23 protein-coding genes and 1 pseudogene are annotated in these 21,536 nt (G+C 59.2%); 16 read left to right on the forward strand and 8 right to left on the reverse strand.

Annotation, left to right across the window (positions count from 1 at the left end):
• Positions 1-20: 20 nt before the first annotated feature.
• On the forward strand, positions 21-1,502 hold the full coding sequence (locus ABRP84_RS05595; protein WP_349852964.1) for a multicopper oxidase domain-containing protein: 1,482 nt from the start codon (positions 21-23) through the stop codon (positions 1,500-1,502).
• Positions 1,503-1,620: 118 nt separating this feature from the next.
• Positions 1,621-2,850: pseudogene (locus ABRP84_RS11275) on the forward strand (IS3 family transposase).
• Positions 2,851-3,139: 289 nt separating this feature from the next.
• On the opposite strand, the gene ABRP84_RS05615 reads toward ABRP84_RS11275, so the two are convergent.
• The 5 genes from ABRP84_RS05615 to ABRP84_RS05635 form a co-directional block, all read right to left on the reverse strand.
• Positions 3,140-3,721 carry an LURP-one-related/scramblase family protein gene (locus tag ABRP84_RS05615; RefSeq protein WP_349852967.1) on the reverse strand — a complete coding sequence of 194 codons (582 nt, stop codon included), beginning with the start codon at positions 3,719-3,721 and terminating at the stop codon, positions 3,140-3,142.
• A gap of 28 nt (positions 3,722-3,749) precedes the next feature.
• Positions 3,750-4,946 (reverse strand): HNH endonuclease signature motif containing protein, encoded by a 1,197-nt coding sequence (locus tag ABRP84_RS05620; RefSeq protein WP_349852968.1) that lies wholly within the window; start codon positions 4,944-4,946, stop codon positions 3,750-3,752.
• Positions 4,947-4,993: 47 nt separating this feature from the next.
• Positions 4,994-5,491, reverse strand: coding sequence for a hypothetical protein (locus tag ABRP84_RS05625; RefSeq protein ID WP_349852969.1), 498 nt, complete (start codon positions 5,489-5,491; stop codon positions 4,994-4,996).
• A gap of 152 nt (positions 5,492-5,643) precedes the next feature.
• Positions 5,644-5,817 carry a hypothetical protein gene (locus tag ABRP84_RS05630; RefSeq protein WP_349852970.1) on the reverse strand — a complete coding sequence of 58 codons (174 nt, stop codon included), beginning with the start codon at positions 5,815-5,817 and terminating at the stop codon, positions 5,644-5,646.
• A gap of 81 nt (positions 5,818-5,898) precedes the next feature.
• On the reverse strand, positions 5,899-6,078 hold the full coding sequence (locus tag ABRP84_RS05635; protein ID WP_349852971.1) for a hypothetical protein: 180 nt from the start codon (positions 6,076-6,078) through the stop codon (positions 5,899-5,901).
• A 98-nt stretch (positions 6,079-6,176) separates the two neighbouring features.
• Between ABRP84_RS05635 and ABRP84_RS05640 the strand changes: the two genes are divergently transcribed.
• The 3 genes from ABRP84_RS05640 to ABRP84_RS05650 are packed head-to-tail and all read left to right on the forward strand — an operon-like array spanning position 6,177 to position 7,637.
• On the forward strand, positions 6,177-6,542 hold the full coding sequence (locus tag ABRP84_RS05640) for a heme transporter (protein ID WP_349852972.1): 366 nt from the start codon (positions 6,177-6,179) through the stop codon (positions 6,540-6,542).
• The gene (locus tag ABRP84_RS05645) at positions 6,542-7,354 is read left to right on the forward strand and encodes a hypothetical protein (RefSeq protein WP_349852973.1); all 813 of its coding nucleotides are present in this window, start codon (positions 6,542-6,544) and stop codon (positions 7,352-7,354) included. Before ABRP84_RS05640 ends, ABRP84_RS05645 begins: the two co-directional genes overlap by 1 nt.
• Complete coding sequence (locus ABRP84_RS05650; RefSeq protein ID WP_349852974.1) at positions 7,332-7,637, forward strand: CHY zinc finger protein; 306 nt, start codon at positions 7,332-7,334, stop codon at positions 7,635-7,637. The genes ABRP84_RS05645 and ABRP84_RS05650 overlap by 23 nt, the downstream gene beginning before the upstream one ends.
• Before the next feature lie 13 nt (positions 7,638-7,650).
• On the opposite strand, the gene ABRP84_RS05655 is transcribed toward ABRP84_RS05650, so the two are convergent.
• The gene (locus tag ABRP84_RS05655; protein ID WP_284609905.1) at positions 7,651-8,958 is read right to left on the reverse strand and encodes a M20/M25/M40 family metallo-hydrolase; all 1,308 of its coding nucleotides are present in this window, start codon (positions 8,956-8,958) and stop codon (positions 7,651-7,653) included.
• A 77-nt stretch (positions 8,959-9,035) separates the two neighbouring features.
• Here ABRP84_RS05655 and bioB point away from each other — a divergent pair, with 77 nt between their 5' ends.
• The 3 genes from bioB to ABRP84_RS05670 all read left to right on the forward strand — a co-directional run bounded on the left by bioB (position 9,036) and on the right by ABRP84_RS05670 (position 11,386).
• Positions 9,036-10,016: a biotin synthase BioB gene (gene bioB / locus ABRP84_RS05660; protein ID WP_005276160.1), complete on the forward strand. Its 981-nt coding sequence runs from the start codon at positions 9,036-9,038 to the stop codon at positions 10,014-10,016.
• On the forward strand, positions 10,016-10,279 hold the full coding sequence (gene bsaP, locus ABRP84_RS05665; protein ID WP_023024778.1) for a biotin synthase auxiliary protein BsaP: 264 nt from the start codon (positions 10,016-10,018) through the stop codon (positions 10,277-10,279). The genes bioB and bsaP overlap by 1 nt, the downstream gene beginning before the upstream one ends.
• 183 nt (positions 10,280-10,462) lie before the next feature.
• Positions 10,463-11,386 carry a Sir2 family NAD-dependent protein deacetylase gene (locus tag ABRP84_RS05670; protein WP_349852975.1) on the forward strand — a complete coding sequence of 308 codons (924 nt, stop codon included), beginning with the start codon at positions 10,463-10,465 and terminating at the stop codon, positions 11,384-11,386.
• Here the strand turns inward: ABRP84_RS05670 and ABRP84_RS05675 are convergent, their stop codons facing one another.
• The gene (locus ABRP84_RS05675; RefSeq protein WP_349852976.1) at positions 11,387-12,400 is read right to left on the reverse strand and encodes an esterase/lipase family protein; all 1,014 of its coding nucleotides are present in this window, start codon (positions 12,398-12,400) and stop codon (positions 11,387-11,389) included.
• A 294-nt stretch (positions 12,401-12,694) separates the two neighbouring features.
• Between ABRP84_RS05675 and amn the strand changes: the two genes are divergently transcribed.
• From amn to ABRP84_RS05705, 6 genes are all read left to right on the forward strand, one after another.
• On the forward strand, positions 12,695-14,098 hold the full coding sequence (gene amn / locus ABRP84_RS05680) for an AMP nucleosidase (RefSeq protein ID WP_349852977.1): 1,404 nt from the start codon (positions 12,695-12,697) through the stop codon (positions 14,096-14,098).
• 72 nt (positions 14,099-14,170) lie between these two features.
• The gene (locus ABRP84_RS05685) at positions 14,171-14,683 is read left to right on the forward strand and encodes a phosphoribosyltransferase (RefSeq protein ID WP_284900517.1); all 513 of its coding nucleotides are present in this window, start codon (positions 14,171-14,173) and stop codon (positions 14,681-14,683) included.
• Between the two features lie 21 nt (positions 14,684-14,704).
• Positions 14,705-16,186 (forward strand): SulP family inorganic anion transporter, encoded by a 1,482-nt coding sequence (locus ABRP84_RS05690; RefSeq protein ID WP_349852978.1) that lies wholly within the window; start codon positions 14,705-14,707, stop codon positions 16,184-16,186.
• Positions 16,187-16,471: 285 nt separating this feature from the next.
• Positions 16,472-16,960 (forward strand): ferritin, encoded by a 489-nt coding sequence (locus ABRP84_RS05695; RefSeq protein WP_023016464.1) that lies wholly within the window; start codon positions 16,472-16,474, stop codon positions 16,958-16,960.
• A gap of 74 nt (positions 16,961-17,034) precedes the next feature.
• Positions 17,035-17,388, forward strand: a complete 354-nt coding sequence (locus ABRP84_RS05700) for a hypothetical protein (protein ID WP_349852979.1) — start codon at positions 17,035-17,037, stop codon at positions 17,386-17,388.
• Positions 17,389-17,400: 12 nt separating this feature from the next.
• Positions 17,401-17,997: an HAD-IA family hydrolase gene (locus ABRP84_RS05705; RefSeq protein ID WP_349852980.1), complete on the forward strand. Its 597-nt coding sequence runs from the start codon at positions 17,401-17,403 to the stop codon at positions 17,995-17,997.
• Here ABRP84_RS05705 and ABRP84_RS05710 read toward each other — a convergent pair.
• Positions 17,980-19,113, reverse strand: a complete 1,134-nt coding sequence (locus ABRP84_RS05710; RefSeq protein WP_349852981.1) for an ROK family transcriptional regulator — start codon at positions 19,111-19,113, stop codon at positions 17,980-17,982. The genes ABRP84_RS05705 and ABRP84_RS05710 overlap by 18 nt on opposite strands.
• Before the next feature lie 108 nt (positions 19,114-19,221).
• Here ABRP84_RS05710 and ABRP84_RS05715 point away from each other — a divergent pair, with 108 nt between their 5' ends.
• Both ABRP84_RS05715 and ABRP84_RS05720 read left to right on the forward strand, forming a co-directional pair.
• The gene (locus ABRP84_RS05715; RefSeq protein WP_349852982.1) at positions 19,222-19,791 is read left to right on the forward strand and encodes an LOG family protein; all 570 of its coding nucleotides are present in this window, start codon (positions 19,222-19,224) and stop codon (positions 19,789-19,791) included.
• Positions 19,792-19,862: 71 nt separating this feature from the next.
• Complete coding sequence (locus ABRP84_RS05720; protein ID WP_349852983.1) at positions 19,863-21,533, forward strand: DUF885 domain-containing protein; 1,671 nt, start codon at positions 19,863-19,865, stop codon at positions 21,531-21,533.
• Positions 21,534-21,536: the final 3 nt, after the last annotated feature.

Genomic DNA, 21,536 nt, shown 5'->3' on the forward strand with positions numbered 1-21,536 from the left:
ACACCAAGGAAGGTTAAATCATGATGAACGGATTTTCCCGACGACAGTTTCTGCTCGGCGGGCTCGTCCTCGCCGGCACCGGGGCCGTGGCCGCCTGCACCAGCGACCCTGGACCCGCTGCCTCGGCACCAGGTTCCTCTCTTCGCCCCACTCCCACCCCCACTGCGCTCGGTGAGCCGACGGTGCGCCGGACACTGACCGCCCGGCCCCTCTCTCTGGATATCGGCGGCATCGAAGCCAAGACGTGGGGATACGTCTCTGACACCGGGGATGCGGCCATTGAGGCCACCGCCGGCGACGTCCTCCAGGTCGATATCACCAATGAACTTCCTGAGAGCACCTCCATCCACTGGCATGGTATCGCACTCCACAACGCAGCCGACGGTGTGCCCGGCATGACCCAGGACCCCATTGAACCTGGCGAGTCTTTCTCCTATGTTTTTGAAGTCCCCCACAGTGGCACCTACTTCTACCATTCCCACTCCGGCCTGCAGCTTGATCGCGGCCTCCACGCCCCACTGATCGTCCGTGACCCGCAAGACGCTGAGGACCAGGACGTCGAGTGGACCATCGTGCTCGACGACTGGGTCGATGGCATTCAGGGCACTCCCGACGATGAGCTCGACAAGCTCACCGGAATGGGTTCAGGCGACCATAACGGGAAGAAGGGAATGGGAGGTCACGGCCAGATGATGCACGGCACCCCGGACCGGGTACTGGGCGGGGATGCTGGCGATGTGATGTATCCGCACTACCTCATCAACGGACGTATCCCCCGTGCTCACCGGACCTTCGAGGCTCGCCCGGGCGACAAGGCCCGCCTGCGGTTTATCAACTCCGGCGGTGACACCATCTTCAAGGTGGCCCTCGGTGGTCACCGCATGACCGTCACCCACACCGACGGCTTCCCGGTCCAGCCCCGGGAGACCGAATCGATCTACCTGTCGATGGGTGAACGCGTCGACGTGGAGGTGGTACTCGGTGATGGTGTCTTTCCCCTGACCGCCCTGGCCGCCGGCAAGGACGACCGGGCGTTTGCCGTCATCCGCACCGCCGGCGGCCAGGCCCCCCACCCCGATGTCGACTTCCCCGAGTTGTCGTCCACCGGACTGCTTCTGTCCTCCCTGAAGCCAGCAGACCGTGCACTCCTGCCCGAGGACACACCAGACCGAGAAGTCAGCATCGACCTGGGCGGGCAGATGATGCCGTATGAATGGAGCATTCTCACCGACGGCCAATCCTCCTCCGCGACCGTGCAGGAGGGCCAGCGCCTGCGGATGGTCATGCGCAACAGGACCATGATGCCCCATCCCATGCACATCCACGGCCACACGTGGGCGCTGCCCGGCAGCGGCGGGCTACGCAAGGACACCGTCCTTCTCCGCCACGGTGAAACCATGATCGCCGACCTGATCGCTGACAACCCCGGTGAGTGGGCATTTCACTGCCATAACGCCTATCACATGGAAGCCGGGATGCTCAGCTCGCTTCGCTACGAGTAACCCCCACAGCAGGGTTGAGTGCCGAGGTGGGCGGGGGTGTCCCCCGAGTAGTGGACACGGCGTTGGTGTGAAGTGTCCCAGGTTTTGTTCCGTTTGAGTAGATGGGAAAATCTGGAACATGCCAAGAAAATTTGACCAGGATGCCAAGGACCGCGTCGTTCGCTTGGTGGAGGATCGCATCCTGGCAGAAAACATGTCGAAGCAGGCTGCGTGCCAGGCAGTAGCTCCAAAGCTTGGGGGTTTCATGGCACACGGCTCATCAATGGACTTTGGCAGGCCCGCCGTTCGGGAAACATCCCAGAACCTGTGTGTGAAGATTTGGCCGCCGAAAATGCCAGGCTGCGCCGTGAAAATCACCAGCTACGCGACACTAATGAGCTGCTGAAGGCTGCCTCAGCTTTTTCGCCTCATGACTCGACCCGAAACGTCGGAAATGATCCGGTTCATCGATGAATACCGGAATTATTTCTCTGTCTTCTAAGACGTTGAAAAATAACCGGGCTGGTGGGTTTATCACCTCGCGTGGTTATCGCCAGTCCAAAGCCCGAGGGGTTAAGTGCTCGTCGCCTTCGTGACGGCGTGCTGGTTGAACGCATTAGTGCTGTTCATAGAGATAATTATGGTGTCTACGGCGTGCGGAAAATGTGGCATGCGCTTCGCCGTGAAGGAATTGATATCGGGCGTGAACAAACCGCCCGACTGATGCGCCTAGCTGGTGTTTCTGGCAAAGGCACAGGCGGATCACCGATTACAACCCGAAAAGCTAACGTGCCTGATTTGCGCCCGGACTTGGTTGAGCGTGAGTTCAAAGCCCGGGGCCCGAATAAACTGTGGGTGGCCGACATTACGTATGTGCGCACGAAGAAAGGCTTTGTGTACACCGCGTTTGTCACTGACGTCTACTCCCGGCGGATCGTCGGGTGGGCGCTGTCAGATTCGATGCGGACCGAAGCTTTGCCGCTGCAAGCTCTTAACCAGGCAATCGTGTGTGCTGAGGAAACAACAGGTCTCATTCACCATTCGGATCACGGATCGCAGTACGTCAGCGTTGTCTACAACGAGCGACTTACCCAGCACGGCATTACAGCTTCCACCGGCACTGTTGGTGACTCCTATGATAATGCTCTGGCTGAAAACGTTAACGGCCCCTCACAAGAACGAACTCATCCATACTCGCAGGTGGGATAACGTTGTGGAGGTAGAAATCGCGACGTTCGAGTGGGTGTCATGGTGGAACGAAGATAGACTCCACCAAAGCTTGGGATACCGAACCCCGGTCGAGGTGGAAACCGAATTTTGGAAGAAGACCCCGCCACAGGGAATAATGGAAATCAAGGCAAATGCCTAGGAAGAAAACTCGGGGCACTTCATTCCTTGGCGGAGTATGCAATGCCGTTCAGGTGGCTGCACTGCGAATCATCGTTGTTGGAACCGTACCTGATGGGGTTAAGCCCAAAGCCCTTTCTACGATGGGATCGATAAATAGCTCTGCAATGCTTATTGGGTACATCATCGGGGCGCCTGTCGTGAGCGCCATAGGCCCAGCAGCGGCACTTGTCGTATCCGGAATTGGAACCTCCGTGTTCACAGTGGGACCAGTCCTGAAACACCGTTTGCAACAATGACCATGCGCACACCTAGTTGCTGTTTTTCTGTTTCTTCGCGCGCAGCATATCCATGCTCATTACGGCGCCGATGATGGCGGCGTGTTGTTGCTCGTTGAGGCCTGGCACGATGCGCAGGAGATACGTGTTTTTACCCATGAAGTAGTTGCCCATGCCGGTCCATTTATTGGAGACATCGGCAAGCTGGCGATCCTGGGAGGAGATGGTGAGATTCCAGTCCCAGAAATCGCCGTGTACTTCGACATCGGCAAAGCCCTCCATCGTTAGTTCCATCTTGGTTTTGAACATGGAGAAACGCTTGGTGATAACGGCCATGGGCTGTTCAATTCCCGGCAGGTGCACCTCGTAGGTATCCCGCAGAAGATTCGGCGGATCCGAAATCGTCATGACTGTTTGTTGGGGGTTGCCTTCGGCATCCGTGAGCGCGACCTCCAAGCTGCGGGAAGGTTTAAACACCATGTCCTTGAGGCTAATGGATTGCACAATGGTGCCGACGGGGGTCCCGTTGACATCAGAAATCATGAATCGATCTTTGAGGAGGGACTTGGTTTGGGAAATGACCAGCTCGTCGAGCGTGAATAATTTTTGCATCATGCCTGCCAATGTATGGCAGTCGGCGTCTTTAATCCTCCTCCCTAGGGGTGGTTTTTGCTTCTTTCTGTGCCTCATGGGCCTCTTCGTAGGCCCGCGCGCGGTGAGCGGTCATGGTTTGTGCAAAAGTCTGCACCCAATTCTTATTCTTTTCCGCCAGCGGGCCGGAAGGCTCGGTGACGGTCCAGGTGCCGTCCTCGAAGAGCCAAATAATGTCCCGGGTGTGCGGATCCATGACGTAGAAGGTCCGGCCATCGGTCTTTATGTTGTGGTGGTGCTGGCACAGGCAGGCAAGGTTTGCGGGCGTCGTCGGCCCGCCATCCGCGTGGTTGATGCGGTGATCCTTCTGGCACACCGTGGCAGGGCGGTTGCAGCCAGGGTAGCGGCAGGTGCCGTCGAATCCTTCGAGGTAGGCTGCCATATCCGGCGGGGTGACGTATCCCTTTACCTCCTTATCCGGGTTCATTTCCCGGATCTTGGAGTAGGGCAGCGCGTTGGAGCGCGCTGGGTCGAGCCACCCAACGGATTCAATGAATGCGGGGGAGTTGGGGACATCGGTGGCCTTGTAGGCATTCAGGATGACCTGGGGTGCTTCGGTATTGCCGGTGAGGAGGGAAATGGCGGCATCGGCAAGCGAGCAATCCAGCTTGAGCGCAGTCTCCTTGATGCACTTATCTACGCACGCCATCACCGAAGGCTCCGCGCTCAGCGTCATCGCCGAGGTATTGTTTCCCCAATTCTCCATGGTGTAGCGCGGCTGGGTCGGCCCCTTTTTGACCGCAAGCGTGTCATCTTCGAGGTTGATGAGCTCATTAATCTTCCTTTTAATCTGGGCTTGCGTCCGCATGGACTGGTTGGCGCGGGTGGGAGTGAGGTAGACGGTGAGCTGCTCATCGATGCGCGCGACTACCTCCGGGGTCGGGTTGCCCAGGCGGTTGAGGGATTTATTGATGGCAATGAGGCGGTCTAAATCTAGGTGATAGAGCTGGTGCTGCAGTTCTTTCAGCTGGGGCAGCTCTTCTAGGCGGTACAGTGCCATCAGGATATGGCCGATTCGCCCTTCATTAACTCCGGTGGTGCGGTAGAGGGATTGGGTGACTAATTCGAAATCAGAATCGAGATCGGGGATCTGCTCAGTCCAGAACTCGTATTCAGATTTCCGCATCTCAAAAGCTAAGCGTGTAGTGGGGTCTTTGGTGTTGGTCGTGGAAAAGTAGGGATCTTCCATGGTGCTTAAAACCTAAATTTGTAGTATGAACGTGTGTACGAACAACACTATAGATTACCCGCCGGACACGAACCTTCTAACAGCCATTTGGGCAGCTCAGGGCTCATTTTTGGCTGCGTGGTGTGCGCAGAGTTTTCGCTCATTTGAGCGTGGTATTTCTTATTCTGCTTGCGCATGAAGCGCAGCCACAAATGATTAACGTCTATGCGGCTTGCGCGAGTAGGAGAATGGCTACCGGCCAATTTGCCGCCGCGGCGATCACAGCATTGAACAAGGTGTGCAGGACTATGGCAGCCAACCAGAAGCCAGCCACCTGCTAGTACCCGTGGAGTGCGCCCGTATAAAGCTTGCCGATGCCCCACGCTCCCGAAAGCCGCAATGATGATGATTGCGCCGAGGAACTTGATGGTTTCTTCCGGAAGCGGCGAGTAAGAAGTTGCGTCCAGATGATATAGCCCCAGCTTGTTGGAGATACCTACCATCTGGTCGTTGAGGCTTACCGCTACTGGCTGGGCGAGAGCGCCCCACAGCGCGCCTTGCCACACTGGCCGCGGCCTAAACCACAAGAACCCTAGTCCGAGCGTAAGACCCGCGCAGATGAGCGCACCGATGAGGCCAACCTCGGTAATCCGACGATCAGCCAAAAAGAAGCCGGAGACTACAAGGCCAAAAGCGATAGATAGTCAGTACAGGTTCTTCATGCCTCTTCTACCTCCTGGGCAAGTTCTTCAGCGCGCGGTCCGCGTAGAGAAACGAACGTGGTGGGGCCATCGCCCTCGATGCTGATGGCTACGAGGGCGCCATCGGCAAGCGTGCGTTTATCGCCGTCGTGGTTGATGCCTCCTTCCGGCATGGCCGTTCCCTCACCCATTGCCCGGAGGTACCGGTGGGTGGCTTGGTCTTTGTCCTGTACGCCGGCTTCTTTGGCGCGGATGTCGGTGTCGTCACAGTTTCAGCGTGGTTCATCATCGGTGGAACCGTCTGCTTCAGGGCAGGACAATCCGGGAATGTGGGCGGTGCCGAACTTCACTTCGGAAGTGGGGTTGTCGTAAATATCTGGCAAGAGCGCGTTGGTGCCGTAGATGGCGCCAAATATCACGCCTGCGGCGAGGATGAGGGGTGTGCTTTTCATGCTTTCAACGCTAGGTTCGCCCTGATCGACGCGGTATCCTCCGCGGGGAGGATTTCCTTCCCCATAAGCGCCCTTAAGCACTGTGATAGGTTGGGCGCGTGTTTGAGGAGCAAGAGCAAGAGACGGAAACGACAGACGAGCCCAGCCGAGTGTGGTGGCAATGGTGGGCACCCATCGCCATGGCCGCGGTCTTCGTTGGCCTGCCGCCCGTCATCTATCAATTTGTCTCCGGCGCCATTTTGCTCGCCCTCTTGGCTGTACTGACGGTGGTCATCGCTCTTATCGACGGCGCCACCTTCCGCGCTTCCTGGACTATCTTCTGCGTTGCTGGGCTTGCCTATTTTGCCGCAATGTCCCTGTACTTCAATGAGGGAACCTGGATCTATCTCCCAGTGGTCGTGCTCCTGGCATGGGCTGCGAGCAGGCTGGGTGCCGTGGTGGGATCCAAGGCGGGGAAGAGCTAATGGAGACGTGGTGCCTAGAGCACCCCGAAGTGGGCACCATCGAGGTGCAGTGTGGATACGATGCCGAGTTCGCGGAGATGGGTGAGTGGCCTAAGGAGGCGAAGGACTTCACCCCGGTACCGGGTGATGCCTCCCTGCCGGAGCGCCTCCGGCTTTGGCGGAAGAACCCGAGTCCACGCCTGCAGATTGTGGTGAACGGTCAGGTACGCAGCCGCCACGATCGGCCGCGTGCGGGCAGTTATTCGCTCAAGAAGAAGATTGAAAAAGACCTCACCATGCTCGAGAACTCCGCACCGCGGACCAAGCCTTACCTAGATATCCAAGCCTCCCCCTTTGGCGAGCTCTTAGATGTGTACTACCGCAATGGCGAGGAGGCAGTTGCTCTCGATCCGCCGGCTGCGTCCTTGGGCGAGAAGCGTCGCCACGCCATGGAGGAAAGCTCCTTCAAGCGGGTGTTGTTTCCGCTTTTGGGTGGCCTGGGAAAGTCCGGCTGGGCTATTTGTGTGATCGTGCTTGGCCCGATCATTGGCCGCATTTTGTCTCGGTTGCTGCCGGACTGGGAAATGCCGGACATCAACCTGCCGGATATAGCGCTTCCTGTGCCGGAGTTTCCGCGGATTGAGCTGCCTGCGCCGAATATCAATATCGATATCGATCCACCAGACTGGCTGGTATTCCTGATGGACTACAGCAAGGTGTGGGTACCGCTTATCATCGCGATCGTGGTAGGCATTAAGACCGTGCGCAATGCCAAGAAGTCCGAAGAAAAGAAGCAGCAGTGGCAGAACCATGAAGATTCGCGGCGCGATTGATGCGGAGGGCCGGTGCAAGCATTGGCATTCGCCGCTCGACGTGGTGGCCAATAAGTGCGCGACCTGCGGCGAGTACTTTGCGTGCGCGCTGTGCCATGCGGAGCTGACGGATCATGAGTTTGGGCCCATGCTTGTCGATGCCCCCGCTGCCCTCTGCGGTTCCTGTGGCCTCGAGATGGATTACCGGCTGTATTCCTCTGTCGAGGCATGCCCGCAGTGTGGGCATATGTTTAATCCCGGATGCAGTGGGCATGCCGGGATCTACTTTCAGGTCACCGCGTAAAACGGGAGCAGTGTTACTGGTTCAGGCCCAAGAAGCGGTTGACCAGGCTGTGGTAGGCGCGCACGGTGAGGTCGAGGTCCTCGAGGTAGAGGTGCTCGTCGTGGCTGTGTAATTGCGAGTTGGCGCTGGCCATATCGCGGCCCTCGGCATGCATCGCGAAACCGTAGGCGTTGCCGCCCTTGCGGCGAGCGAAGCGGAGGTCGGAGCCACCGGTGGCGTGGACGGGGACGACGTCTTTATCGGGGAAGAACTCTTTGGCGGTGGCCTCAATGGTGCGCCAGAGCTCGGTATCGGTGGAGGACTGGGTGGCGTTTTCGGTGATGAGGTGTTCGATTTCTACCTCATCGGCGAGATCGCCCAGTGCGCTGCGGAGGAAATCGTCCAAGTCTTCCTGGGTTTGCCCAGGGAAGGGGCGGATATCCATCTCGAGGTAGGCGTGGGAAGGTAGCACATTGATGGCCCCGCCGGCGCGCAGGACGGTCTCGGCGATGGTGGTGTGGCTAAAGGCGTGGGCGTAGGCATCGAGGTTGCCGAACTTGGTGTAGTCACCGGTGCCATCGATAAGCTCTTTTTCGGTCTCAGGATCGAACTTGAAGGTGCGGACGAAGCCCTCCCAGATCTCGTTGGAGGCTGTGGGTGGCTCGGCCTCGGCGATGCGGCGGGCGACTTCGCCAATCTTTACGATGGCAAAGTCCTTGCCGTAGGGCGTTGAGCCGTGCCCGGCATCGCCGGTGACGTGGAGGCGGCGTTGGCCAGCGCCCTTTTCGCCCACGTTGAAGCCCACCGCGCCGGGCAGGTGGCTACCGCCGGTCTCGGAAAGGCAGTTCTTCCAGGAGAAGGCATCGGGGTGGTTTTCTGCCATCCACCGCACGCCCAGGCCACCGCGGGCCTCTTCATCGGCCATGCCCACGAAGGCGAGCGTTCCGCCGGGGTTGCCGGCGCGCGCTACCTCGCGGGTGACGGCTGCCATGGTGGCGGTAATAAAGAGCATGTCTACGGAACCGCGGCCGTATAGCTTGCCGTCTTCAATAAGGGCTTCGAAGGGAGGCTTAGTCCACTTGGGCTCGTCGACGGGAACGACATCGGTATGCCCCATAAGGGTGAGAGGCTCCTTGGCGGGATCGCCGGGTACGGTGACCACGATGGACACGCGGCCCGGGTGGGATTCAAAGCGCTCGATGGAGACGTCTTCACCGGCAAAAAAGTTCTCTAGCGTATCGGCATTGCGCACCTCAAAGCCGGAATCCGGGGTGAGGTCGTTTACGCAAGCATTGCGGATGAGTTCTTGGAGGAGTTCGAGGGTGTCATCGTAAAGCGTCATGCCCCTTAGGGTAATCCCGCGAAAAAAATTTTGTGATTTTGGCCAAAGTTGAACGGCGTTCAAGTATGGTTCACTGCATGAGCATCATCGACATCGCCCGTGAGAAAGCTCTGGAGCAAGGCAAAGGCCTTAACCAGGAAGAACTACTACAAGTACTGCAGGTTCCAGATTCCCAGCTGGAAGAAATTGCTGATATCGCCCACCAGACCCGCCTGAAGTGGTGCGGCCCGGACGTATCGGTGGAAGGCATTATCTCCATCAAGACCGGTGGTTGCCCAGAGGATTGCCACTTCTGTTCCCAGTCCGGCCTTTTTGAGTCCCCAGTGCGCGCAGTGCGCCTGAACATCCCTGAACTGGTGGAAGCGGCACAGAAGACCGCCAAGACCGGCGCCACCGAATTCTGCATCGTCGCCGCGGTGAAGTCCCCGGATGACCGCCTGCTGGACCAGGTGGGCGAGGCCATCGCCGCTATCAATGATGCCGTTGACATCGAGATTTCCTGCTCCCTGGGCACCCTGACCCGCGAGCAGGCACAGCGCCTGAAGGACATGGGCGCACAGCGCTACAACCACAACCTGGAGACCTCCCGCTCCTACTTCCCCAACGTGGTCACCACCCACACCTGGGAAGAGCGCAAGAAGACCCTGGACTACGTGCGTGAGGTAGGCATGGAAGTCTGCTGTGGCGGCATCATCGGCATGGGCGAGTCCCTGGAGCAGCGCGCCGAGTTCGCAGCCCAGCTGGCAGAGATCGATCCGTGCGAGGTTCCGATGAACTTCCTCGACCCTCGCCCGGGCACCCCGTTCGCTGACCGCCCGCTGGTCCCGCTGGGTGAGGGCCTGCGCGCCGTTGCTGCATTCCGCTTGGCGATGCCCTCCACCACCCTCCGCTTCGCTGGTGGCCGCGAGCTTTCGCTTGGCGATGACGGCACCGAGCGCGGTTTGCTCGGCGGCATCAACGCCATCATTGCCGGCAACTACTTGACCACTCTGGGTCAGGAAATCGAAAAGGATGTGGACATGCTGGGCCGCATCGATCTCCCGATCAAGGCTCTGTAGTGTCCGAGCCGAACTCTGAGTTGGCAACCGCCGTCCTGGCCGGGGACGAGCCAATTTTCCACCCCAATACCGGCAAGCCGATCGAAGAGGTCTTCACGCTGCACCCCGCTGCAGCTGCCGGCCTCGACGTGCCGCGCTACTGCCAGATCTGCGGCCGCCGCATGGTGGCCCAGGTGCGCCCCGATGGCTGGCATACCAAGTGCTCGCGCCACGGGGAGCTAGATTCTGAGTGGTTATACGTAGAGCAGCTACCAGAGAGCTAGCACTACCAAGATAAGGAGCCGCTGCCGCAAGGCAGGCGGCTCCTTTTCCTATTAAAAAATACCCGTGAGCTGGGGATAGGTAAATCTACTTGCGAAATTTTGTGCGCTCTACTTTAGAGATTTGGTACGTCCTACTTGCGAAATTTGGTAAAAACTCGCAATCGCTTGATTAGATTGGTGGGTATGGATCCCGCCGTAGCCCACGCACATCAGTCCGCGCTGCGATCGATTGCGCGCGTCGTGGAGGAGACGGCGCCGCATACGGAGGCGGGGAAGGCTTTGGGGGACATCGCCAAGCAGCTGCGAGAAGGGCCGGTGATGGTGCTGACGGGGGCGGGGGTATCGACGGAATCGGGGGTGCCGGATTATCGGGGGCCGCGGGGCTCGCTGAGCAGGCACCGGCCGATGACGTATCAGGAATTTCGCCACGATCCGGCCGCTAGCCATAGGTATTGGGCGCGCAGCTTCGTGGGCTGGCGCGTGATGGATTCCGCGGCTCCCAATCGTACGCATTATGCGCTCGTGGAGTTGGAGCGCGCCGGGCTGGTCAATGGCGTGGTGACCCAAAACGTGGATGGCCTGCATAAACGAGCCGGTACGGACAGGCTGGTCACGCTGCACGGCGATATGGAAACCGTGGTGTGCCTGCTGTGTGGTCACCATGAAGATCGCGGGCACTTCGACGCGCGATTGGCGGCCGCGAACCCGGGATACCTGGAGCGCCTAGTCGTGGAAAGGGACCAAGTTAACCCGGATGGTGACGTGACGCTGGATGAGAAAGATGTTGCGGCGTTCCGGATGGCGGGCTGCGAGCGCTGCGGATCGGAGCTGCTCAAACCGGACGTGGTGTATTTTGGCGAGCCCGTGCCAGCCACGCGGCGGGATGCCGCCTTTGCGCTATTGAATGAGGCTAATTCGCTGCTGGTCGCCGGTTCTTCGCTGGCGGTGATGAGCGGTTATCGCTTTGTGCTTGAGGCAAAGAAGCAGGGCAAGCGCGTGGCCGTTATCAATGGCGGGCCAGGCCGCGGGGATAAGAAGGTGGATACGCTGTGGCGCACGCAGGTGGGCCCGGCTTTTGATGCCCTGCTCGATGAGTTGGAGATTTAATCAACGCGGCGTGTGCTCTACCATCCTGAGCAGCGTGCGCACGATGGCGTGCACGCGCCTATCCATGGGCATATCTTCGTGCATGACCACGGCGTGGCGGTCAAAATCTTGGATATAGATATTGCGCACCGCACCCTCAGGAGCGCCCTCTGGGTCGAGGAAGCAGGTCTCGGGCGGGACGACTACGGCATCGGAACGCGTGGCAATGCAGGTGTAGCTCACGCCGGATTCGAGGTCGCCATCGCGGTTGACATCGCGAAGCACCTCGCTGCCTACCACCTGGTCCATGCCGGCGGGGCCAAACCAGCCATCGATAATGGAGCGGATCACCGCCTCTTGGCGTTGGGTGCGAATGAGGCGACTGGCGATGCCCCCGTGGGTCGTCCCATGATTAGGCGCGCTGATGCTCATGAGGTGGACGACCTTTTCGGCGCCGCCGTCCATGCGCATCCAGTACCGCGCGAGCAGTCCGCCCTGGGAGTGGCCTACCAAGATGACCTTTTCTGCTCCGGTGACGGCGAGCACGGTATCGATATACGCGCCGAGCTGCTGCGACGACTCCGGGATGGTCTGCGTGGCGCGGTGACCGTAGTCAGGGGCAAAGACCGCCCAGCCGTCTTGGCGCAAGATATTGCCCATAATTTGCCAGACGCCCTTGGTATCGCAGGTGCCGTGGACCAGGATGACCGGCCAGGGGCGCTTGTCGCTCGGGCGGGCGCCCCAATCGTCTTCAAAAACGCCGCGTGGCTTCGTGCGTGCGCCGAGGGGGAGGGTCCTTGCGGCATCGGCATCGAGGGCGGAATCGCCGGGACTGGACTTGTCCTTTTCGGCCTTGAGGCGGTCAACGATCTCGTCGGCGACGTCATCCTGCAAAGCACTGGCCGCGGCCGGGGAGGCGATGCCAAGGCGTGGCGAATCTTTTTCTTCGGGTGCATCTTCCTCGTTCACGCGCCCGAATTTGAGGAGTTGTTCAGAAATAATGCTTTTCAACTCTGCAAGAGATTCGACAGCCATGCCTTCCAATCATACGCGTTAATGCAGGTAAATGGCCTCTTTAGAAAAGTTGAAGAAATTTATGGAGAAAGCCCTTGACCTCACGCCATAATCTTTGTAAACTTAGGCTTGCCTAATCACGGGCGGTGCTTACGGCGTAGGGCGCTCCACTCCTTGCCGCTAAGTGCCAGAGATTAGTCATGGGGAGAGGGCCCGCCGATGCGCAGTCGGCGGGCCTTCGTTTATGCCTCGGGAGGATAGCCGGGGTAAAAGTCTACGCTGCCGTGCTGCTCGGTCCCCGCTAAACTCGCCGGTATGACCGATCTGCAGCATGTCCACTCCGTAGATGAAGCGGTGACTCGCTTAATTGAGCATTATGAAACCTCGTGCGAGATGGCGCGCGAGGCTCTTGCCTCCGGCACCCTCGATGATTATCGCCATGTGGTTTATCCCAAGGTGACCGTGGAGATCCGTAAATGGCAGCCGATCGACCGCTCCGAGCCCTTTGGCTATGTGGACGAGGCCGGCAAGTATTCTGCGGTCGTCTCCAAGCCGCACATCATCCGAGAGTACTTGCACGAGCAGCTGACTCGGCTGACTAACAATTATCCGTGCGATATCTTCGTGGGCCAATCGGATGAGCGCATTCCGCCGGAATACATCAAAGATGCCCCGGCGGCGCCGCAGGAACGCGGCCCCATTCCGCGCCCGACCTTGGATGAGGTCAACGATGCGATTATTGATGGCGAGTGGGATGCCTTCCACGGCGAAGAAAAGCCGCTATTTCACTTCGGGGCGCAGCGCTTCGATATTGCCTGTGCGCGCATCGAGCACTACACCGGCGTCGAGGTCGATACGGTGCAGAAATACATTCTGTTTACCAATTACGCGATGCATACCACGGAATTCGTGAAATTCGGCCTGCGCGAGCTGACCAAGGAGGAGTCGCGGTATACGGCGCTGGTATTGCCCAATGGGGAGACCATTCACCCTAATGATGCGGTGGACCTCGACCTAGATGGGCTGACGCTGACCTCGCGCTTTCAGATGCCCCGGTTCGATCTCATTACCGCGGGCGGCGATGGCATCACGATGATCAATATCGGGGTGGGGCCATCGAATGCGAAGACCATTACGGACTGCTTGGCCGTGCTGCGGCCGGAGGCCTGGATCATGATTGGCCACTGCGCTGGCATGGATGGGCGCATGCGCATCGGTGACCTGATCTTGGGCAATGCCTACGAGCGCCACGACCACATCTTGGACCGGCAGGTGGTTTCTTCCACACCGATTCCGGCCATTCCAGAGGTCCAGCGCATGCTGGAGGCGGCCGTGGATGAGGTCTACGGCAGCGATAATTCGCTCATGCGCACCGGTACGGTGCTATCGACCGATGACCGCGATTGGGAATGGCGCACCAGCCGGGATCTGTGGGAGTGGTTGCGCACTTCTACCGCGGTGGCGGTGGACATGGAATCGTGCGCCTTGGCGGCGAATGGGTACCGCTACCGCGTGCCCTATGGCACGCTGCTATCCGTATCGGATCTGCCACTGCACGCCGTGCCGAAGCTGCCGGCGCAGGCCCAGGCGTTTTATTCCAACTCCAAGGAAGCCCACGTCATGTGCGCGGTGCGCGCGGTGGAACAGCTGGCAGAAAACCCGGAGCGCCTGCGCACGCGCAAGCTGCGGCGCACGTTGGGAGAGGTTCCTTTCCGGTAGCTGCTTTCCCTTGGTAGGTATCGCTAGTTAAACTACAAAGAAAGCCCATGACGCAAAAGGAGCCGCGCAATCGTGACTGAGAATTGGATCCACCCGGACCGAGAGAACCTCACCTGGGAAGTCTTCGGCGAAGCGAGCCGGAATCTTTCGGAGCAAATCGTGGAATCCGGTTGGTTTCCTGACTTGATCGTGGGTGTTGCCCGCGGCGGCCTGATCCCAGCCGGTGCCATTGGTTATGCCATCGGGGTCAAGGCCATGGGCGCTATCAACGTGGAGTTCTACACCGATATTGGCCAGACCCTGGATGAGCCGATCATCTTGTCCCCGCAATTGGATACGGATTCCCTTAAGGGCAAGAAGGTGCTCGTCGTTGATGACGTGGCCGATTCCGGCAAGACCCTGGATCTGGTGGTGAACTTCTTGGAAGAATCCGCCGATGAGGTGCGTTCCGCTGTGGTGTACACCAAGCCGAAGACCATTTTCGAGCCGGATTATTCGTGGAAAAAGACGGATAAGTGGATCAACTTTGCTTGGTCGGTGCTGCCGGTTATCACGGCGGATGGCTCCTTTCAGGAAGGCTCGTAGTAGCTACTAGTATGTGCAGGCGTGATTAACGAGCACCCTGCACCTACCGGCGTCATCGCCAGTTTCCGCTTTGCATTTTCCTCACCTGCGCGTTTGCGCAAGGAAGTGCTCGGCGGGCTGGCGGTGGCGCTTGCTTTGATCCCGGAAGTTTTAAGCTTTTCCATTCTCGCCGGCCTCGACCCGCGGGTGGGGCTGTATTCCTCGGTGATGATGGCGATGGCCATCGCCTTTACCGGCGGGCGCCCCGCCATGATTTCCGCGGCGGCCGGCGCGGTTGCCCTGGTGGTGGCCCCGCTCGCGCACGAGTATGGGCATGATTATGTGGTGGCGGCAGTGCTTGCGGCCGGTATTATGCAGGTGCTGTTGGCGTGGGTGGGCATCGCCAAGCTCATGCGCTTTATCCCGCGTTCGGTGATGACGGGATTCGTCAATGCGCTGGGCATTATGATGTTTACCGCGCAGCTGCCGCACCTTATCGATGTCCCCTGGATGGTCTACGTGCTGGTGGCTATAGGCCTAGCCATCATGATTGTTCTGCCGCGGTTTACCCAGGCAATTCCGGCGCCGTTGGTGACCATCGTGGTGGTGAGCGTCATCGCCGTCGCGGCAGGGTGGAAGGTGCCGGATGTGGCGGACCAGGGCGAGCTGCCCACGACGCTGCCCGGGCTTTTCATTCCGGATATTCCCTGGAATCTAGAGACCCTGCAGATCATTGCACCCTATGCCTTTGGGATGGCGCTGGTGGGCCTGATGGAATCGCTGCTGACGGCGAAGCTTGTCGATGACATTACGGATACCCATTCCGATAAGACCCGTGAGTCCTTTGGCCAGGGCATTGGCAATATGTTGGCTGCGGCAATTGGCGGCATGGGTGTGTGCGCGATGATTGGCCAGACTATGATCGGCGTCAAGGTGTCCCAGGCACGCACGCGCTTGTCGACGTTCCTCGCGGGCGCTTTCCTCCTCGTGCTGTGCCTGGTTTTCGGCGAGGCGGTGGGCCGCATTCCGATGGCGGCTTTGGTAGCGGTGATGATCATCGTGGCCGCGACGACGGTGAATTGGCATTCCATCCGCCCACGCACGCTGAAGTTGATGCCGCTATCTGAAATCCTCGTCATGCTGCTGACGGTGGCGGGCACACTGGCTACGCATAACCTGGCGGTGGGAGTGGTATTAGGCGTGGTGGCGGCATCGATTGGCTTTGCCCGCCGGGTGGCACACCTCGTGGAGGTTGAGCTGGTTGATGGGCATACCTACGCGGTGCATGGCCAGCTCTTTTTCGCCTCCTCGAATGATTTGGTCTACGCCTTTGATTACACGCTTGATACTGACTTCGTGGTGGTGGATCTCACCGATGCCGAGGTATGGGATGCCTCTACGGTGGCGACGCTGGATGCGGTGCAGAAAAAATACGCGGATCACGGCGTTGAGGTGGAGTTTAGGGGCCTCGATGGGCCGAGCGCGCAGCGGCTGGAGCGCCTAAGTGGCCAATTGGGTGATTAATATCACATTGCGAGCCTAATGTGCTAAGCGTAGCAGCCGCAAAGTGGGGGATGGAGTGGGCTGGCGCCGCGAGATTGAGCGTTTAGGGCCGATGAGCTCGAATTATTAGGCAATGGTAATTACGCACCGTGGAGCAGCTTTGTCTTAACTAACTTAGGTAACGCAATCTGAAAAACGCCCTTGAGGTGCGGGTTTGTTTAAGCATACCTTGCTAGACGCGAGAGTCTATTTCGGTAATGTAGTGCTTGCAACCAATTAATTAGTCCCTACAGAAAGGATTTAGCAATGGATGAGAAGCTGCAAACCCTGCTAAACAATCAGGTCATTAACGAGCACGGCGCCGCTATGGTCTACACCCAGCTGGCCTACGAGATGGACAACCTGTCCTTCCCAGGAATGCGCGATTGGTTCATGGCACAGGCTGGCGAAGAGCGCGTCCACGCACAGAAGCTTGCGGACCACCTCTTGGCACGCGGCTACCGCGTAGAGCTCAACGATATCCCGGTTGGTTCCATCAAGGCTGCCACCCCGCTGGATGCGTTCGAGGCTTCCTTGGCACACGAGCAGAAGGTCTCCGAGCAGATTCGCGAGATCGCTCGCGTTGCCCTTGACATTCAGGATCTGGATTCCCGCCAGCTCATTGACTGGTTCCTGGCTGAGCAGATCGAGGAAGAGGATACCGTTTCTGAGATCATCGACCAGATCAAGCTGGTGGGCAACGATGGTGCTGGCCTGCTGCGCATTGATTCCCGTTTGGCTAACCGCAACTCCTAAGTTGTGAATAACAAACCCATCAAGATTTAAATCAATCCTCCCATGGCACTGCACTGCTGTGGGAGGATTGACGTATGTCTGCACACCTAAAAGCAATCCTCTCCGCCACCTTGGCGGTATTGGCATTAAGCCTCATCATCGGTGCTGCGGTCATTTCAAGCCACGTGACCCTCGGCATCTTTTTAACTACCGCGGCACTCATGCTGAGCCCGTTTGCGGGAGTGGTGATGCTAGCGTGTGGGGTCATCGGCAAGTTTGGGCTGGTCAACCGCTCCTTATATTCCCTGAGTGGAATGCTGATTTTGGCTTCGCTGGCCGTGCTCATCGTGTTGCCTATGGCGCAGGCGACGCTGGCGCTGGCGATTTTTATCGCCGGTACCTCGGTAGGGATTGTGGCAGTGCAGACCCAAGCCACGCGGCGGGCATAAACTGGACGCATTATGCCGAAGTTGCTGTTTGACCTCTATGGCGTGCTGCTGCGCCCCGCCACGCCGGAAGCACACGCTGACCTGGAGCGCTTCCTCGCGCCCGCTAACCCGGAAGCCTTCTGGGAAGCCTATAACTATTTTCGGCCTGATTATGATGCCGGAATTTTTAGCGATAGCCACTACTGGAATCAGATCGCTGCCCGCGCAGGGATGGGGCGCATCGACTGTGCTGGGGCCGTAGCTTGCGAGAATCAGTACCTGCTCGAGGCGGACCCAGAGATGGTAGCGCTGGTCAAAGGGCTTATCGGGGAAGGCTTTAGCGTGGGGATTTTATCCAATATTCCCACGACCCTAGCGGAGCAGGTGCGCGCGCAGCACCCATGGTTGGGAGAGTGTGCGGCGGTAACGCTGAGTTGCGATATCGGGGTGGCCAAGCCGCACCCAGAGGCTTACCGGGTGGCGGTGGACGCGCTCTCGGCGCAGCCCAAGGACACGTACTTTTTCGATGACCGCATCGACTACATTGAGGGCGCTACTTACTGCGGGTTAAATGCCCACCTGTTTACCGGAATCGACTCCGCGCGCGAGGTTTTACGCGGTTTGGAGTGAGCGGCCCAGCTCCAATGGCTCGCGCAAGAGCTGATCTGTGGCCACGGTACGGGCGACGGCGCGCACGATTTCTTTGTGGCTTGGGATCATGCGCAGTTCCAGGTCCTTCGAGGTGGAATCGCGGACGGTGGAGGCAAAAAGCTGGGGCGCGCGGGAATCGCCGGTAAATGCCCCACCGGCAATGACCACGGTTTTCGGCGAGTATTCGTGCACTAAGTCCGCCGTAATTTGGCCCAGCTGGCGGGCGCGCTCATCCAAGACGGCGCGCACGGCTGAATTGGACTCGGCGATGGTAGCGACCTCGTGCAGGGTATTGGCCTCGATGCCGTGGCGGCGCACGGCATCCAGAATGGACTGGGTGGCCAAGAGGTGTTCGGAAGCGCCGTGGCCCAATACCTCGGAGCGGGTCTGCGGCAGCGGGATGATGGAATTGACCTCGTCATCAACGGAGAGCGCTGATCCTAAGGAATCATCCGCGAAGAGCAGGAGCACGCGCTCGTAGGTGCCAATCTCGGCGGCCTGGGTCTCCGAGCCCAAAATGGCGGAAATGGCGGAGGTCACCACCACGGGAACGCTGAATTGGAAGCGCAGGCGCGCCGCGATATCGACGCCGTGCCAGCCCAAATTGTCCGCGGTGACCAGACCCTCTTCATCCACGGTGCCCGAGGTGGTAATCCCCAAGGCCACGAGCCGGCGATCTAGGCCCGTCATCATGCGGTTGATGCCGGCCATGATGTGTTCAAGAAAATCTTCCTCCGTCAGGCGGGCGACAGGGGTGGCAATCTCTTCCTCCGACACGGTGCGGCCCTTGATGTCATAGAGGCCGATATAGGTCTCGGAGGTGCCGACGGCGATGCCGCCGAGTACCCAGTTATTATCCGCGGCCTCGAGGGGAACTGTAGGGCGGCCCCGGCCCTGGGATTGGGTGAGGTCGGTGCGCTCTTGGATGAGTCCTGCATTCAGGAGCGCGGTGGTAGCGCGGGTAATGGTGGGCTGGGAGAGCCCGGTGGCTTCTACCAGCTCACTGCGGGTAATGATCGGGTTCAGGCGCACCAGGTGAAGGCACTTAGCAGCCGGTGTACGGGGGCGGGTGAACACGGGGCCAGGTTTGATCATGAAAGAAAGTATATGTGTCACAGACTGCTTTGTCTAATCTATTCATAGGTGTATGTACCGAATGGTCTAAAGGTGGAGGTAGGCCAAAAATTCCCTATGCTGGGGCGCATGAAATCAGTAGCGGTTTATTGCGGCTCCGCCGTGGGCAATTCGCCCGCCTATAGCGCAGCGGCACAACACTTGGGCGGCGAGCTTGCCCGTCGCGGGCTGAATTTGGTCTATGGCGGCGGAAATATTGGCCTCATGCGCGAGGTTGCCAATTCCTGCCTGCAGGCTGGTGGCACCGTCACTGGCGTCATGCCGCAATCCTTGGTGGATTTAGAGATCTCCCACCCAGGCTTGACCCGCCTCGAGGTCGTGGATTCTATGGCCGAGCGGAAAACCCGGATGGAGCAGCTGGCGGATGCCTTTATCTGTTTGCCCGGCGGCGTGGGCACGTTGGAGGAAGTGACAGAGGTACTGACCCAACAACAGCTGGGCAGCATTCGCGGGCCCGTTGGCTTGGTCGACGTGGAAGGTTTTTGGCAGCCCTTTTATGACATGTACGCCGCCATGGCTGAGGCGGGCTTCATCCTTCCCCGCTTTGTAAAAGCGCTGGTCATAGAGGGGAATCCCGCAGCCGTGCTGGATGGTTTTGCCCAGTGGCACTACCCGGGCACGAAGTGGAACAACGATTAGCTAACAAGTTTGCAACATTTGGGTGGGGCTGGGTGGCTTATCAACAAGATAAAGGGTTAGACTTCCCTCTTATGAGTTCTGAGCAGACCGCTAAGCGCCAGCCCTCTCTACTGGACGCTTCGTGCGATAACTTCGTTCACGACCTAGCCGAACTATCCCCAACAGATGCAACCGCGTGGGGCATTGACGGTTTTGAAGGCGAATTGCAGGATTTTTCCCCCGACTATTTTGAGGCTGTCGCTGATCGCACCCGCGATATGGTTGCGGATCTGGATGCCTTGGATGACACCACCGATGAATCCGATGATGAGGATGACTTCGATGACGTGGATTATGTCACCGCAGCCGTCTTGCGGGATCGCCTCTGCTTAGATCTGGATTTGCACCACCACGGCGAGGATATTCGCAGCCTTAATAATATTGCCTCGCCCGTGCAGACCATCCGGGATTCCCTGCTGCTTATGCCGCAGGAGACCCAGGAGGACCGCGAGGCCATTCGCTCCCGCCTGTCTAAGGTCAAGGGCTCCCTCGATGGCTACCGCGAGTCCCTGAAGGAAGCGGCCTCCCACGGCATGGTGGCACCGCACCGCCAGATCTCTGAGGTCATTGTGCAGTGCGAGCGGCTTGCCGATGCCGATTCCATGCTCGAGGGCCTCGGCCTCGACCCCGACTCCGCCGAGGTAAAGAAGGCGAAGGAGGCCTTTGGCGAGTTCTCGGATTGGCTGTCTAATGATCTGCAGCCGCAGTCCTCTAATAAGGACGCGGTGGGCCGCGAGCGTTACGAGCGTTTCTCCACGCTTTTCGTCGGCGATTCCGTGGACTTGGACGAGGCCTATGAATGGGGCCTTGACCAGGTGCGTTACCTGCGCGGCGAACAGGAGAAGATCGCGCACGAGCTTTATGGTCCGGAGTGCTCGGTGCGCTCTGCCATGCGCAAGCTGAACCACGAGGAACGCTATACCCTGCGCGGTACCGATGCCTTGGTGGAGTGGATGCAGAGCAAGGCCGATGCGGTCATCGCCGAGCTCAACGGCAAGGAATTCGACATTCCGGAAGAAGTCGAAGAGATCGAGTGCTGCATCGACCCGGCGGGCACCGGTGGCATCTTCTACACCCCGCCCAGCGATGACTTTTCGCGCCCGGGCCGCATGTGGTGGTCCGTGCCGGAGGGCCAGGACACCTTCCACACCTGGCAGGAGCTGACTACCGTGCACCATGAGGGCGTACCGGGTCACCACCTGCAGCTGGGTTCTGCCCTGGTGCAAGAGGATCTGAACCTATGGCGCCGCGCGGTGACGTGGAACTCCGGCCACGGCGAGGGTTGGGCCCTATACGCCGAGCAGCTGATGGCCGAGCTGGGCTACATGGACGATCCTGGTGTGCGGATGGGGCTGCTCGATGCCCAGCGCCTGCGCGCGGCCCGCGTCGTGGTGGACATCGGATTGCACCTGGGCAAGAAGCTGCCGGACTGCACCGTATCCGGCGTATGGGATAAGGCCCACGTGAAGACCTACATGCGCGAAAACACCGCCATGGATGATGCGAACCTCAACTTTGAGGTCAACCGCTACCTGGGCTGGCCGGGCCAGGCACCGTCCTATGCCCTGGGCCAGCGCCTGTGGCAAGAAACCCGCGCCGCCGCCGAGGAGCAGGGCATGAGCGCTCGCGAATTCCACTCCGAAGCCTTGGCTCTTGGCTCGGTGCCCATGTCGGTGCTGCGCGAAGCCGTGCTCAATAACTAAACG

The organism is Corynebacterium sp. KPL2861 (genome assembly GCF_040225475.1).
Taxonomy (GTDB): Bacteria; Actinomycetota; Actinomycetes; order Mycobacteriales; family Mycobacteriaceae; genus Corynebacterium.

What these genes read in the sequence shown, in the direction of transcription:
- ABRP84_RS05595 (WP_349852964.1), top strand. Translation starts at nt 21, where the DNA reads ATGATGAACGGATTTTCCCGACGACAGTTTCTGCTCGGCGGGCTCGTC.
- ABRP84_RS05615 (WP_349852967.1), bottom strand. Translation starts at nt 3,721, where the DNA reads ATGATGCAAAAATTATTCACGCTCGACGAGCTGGTCATTTCCCAAACC.
- ABRP84_RS05620 (WP_349852968.1), bottom strand. Translation starts at nt 4,946, where the DNA reads ATGGAAGATCCCTACTTTTCCACGACCAACACCAAAGACCCCACTACA.
- ABRP84_RS05630 (WP_349852970.1), bottom strand. Translation starts at nt 5,817, where the DNA reads ATGGGTGAGGGAACGGCCATGCCGGAAGGAGGCATCAACCACGACGGC.
- ABRP84_RS05635 (WP_349852971.1), bottom strand. Translation starts at nt 6,078, where the DNA reads ATGAAAAGCACACCCCTCATCCTCGCCGCAGGCGTGATATTTGGCGCC.
- ABRP84_RS05645 (WP_349852973.1), top strand. Translation starts at nt 6,542, where the DNA reads ATGGAGACGTGGTGCCTAGAGCACCCCGAAGTGGGCACCATCGAGGTG.
- ABRP84_RS05650 (WP_349852974.1), top strand. Translation starts at nt 7,332, where the DNA reads ATGAAGATTCGCGGCGCGATTGATGCGGAGGGCCGGTGCAAGCATTGG.
- ABRP84_RS05655 (WP_284609905.1), bottom strand. Translation starts at nt 8,958, where the DNA reads ATGACGCTTTACGATGACACCCTCGAACTCCTCCAAGAACTCATCCGC.
- bioB (WP_005276160.1), top strand. Translation starts at nt 9,036, where the DNA reads ATGAGCATCATCGACATCGCCCGTGAGAAAGCTCTGGAGCAAGGCAAA.
- ABRP84_RS05670 (WP_349852975.1), top strand. Translation starts at nt 10,463, where the DNA reads ATGGATCCCGCCGTAGCCCACGCACATCAGTCCGCGCTGCGATCGATT.
- ABRP84_RS05675 (WP_349852976.1), bottom strand. Translation starts at nt 12,400, where the DNA reads ATGGCTGTCGAATCTCTTGCAGAGTTGAAAAGCATTATTTCTGAACAA.
- amn (WP_349852977.1), top strand. Translation starts at nt 12,695, where the DNA reads ATGACCGATCTGCAGCATGTCCACTCCGTAGATGAAGCGGTGACTCGC.
- ABRP84_RS05695 (WP_023016464.1), top strand. Translation starts at nt 16,472, where the DNA reads ATGGATGAGAAGCTGCAAACCCTGCTAAACAATCAGGTCATTAACGAG.
- ABRP84_RS05700 (WP_349852979.1), top strand. Translation starts at nt 17,035, where the DNA reads ATGTCTGCACACCTAAAAGCAATCCTCTCCGCCACCTTGGCGGTATTG.
- ABRP84_RS05705 (WP_349852980.1), top strand. Translation starts at nt 17,401, where the DNA reads ATGCCGAAGTTGCTGTTTGACCTCTATGGCGTGCTGCTGCGCCCCGCC.
- ABRP84_RS05710 (WP_349852981.1), bottom strand. Translation starts at nt 19,113, where the DNA reads ATGATCAAACCTGGCCCCGTGTTCACCCGCCCCCGTACACCGGCTGCT.
- ABRP84_RS05715 (WP_349852982.1), top strand. Translation starts at nt 19,222, where the DNA reads ATGAAATCAGTAGCGGTTTATTGCGGCTCCGCCGTGGGCAATTCGCCC.
- ABRP84_RS05720 (WP_349852983.1), top strand. Translation starts at nt 19,863, where the DNA reads ATGAGTTCTGAGCAGACCGCTAAGCGCCAGCCCTCTCTACTGGACGCT.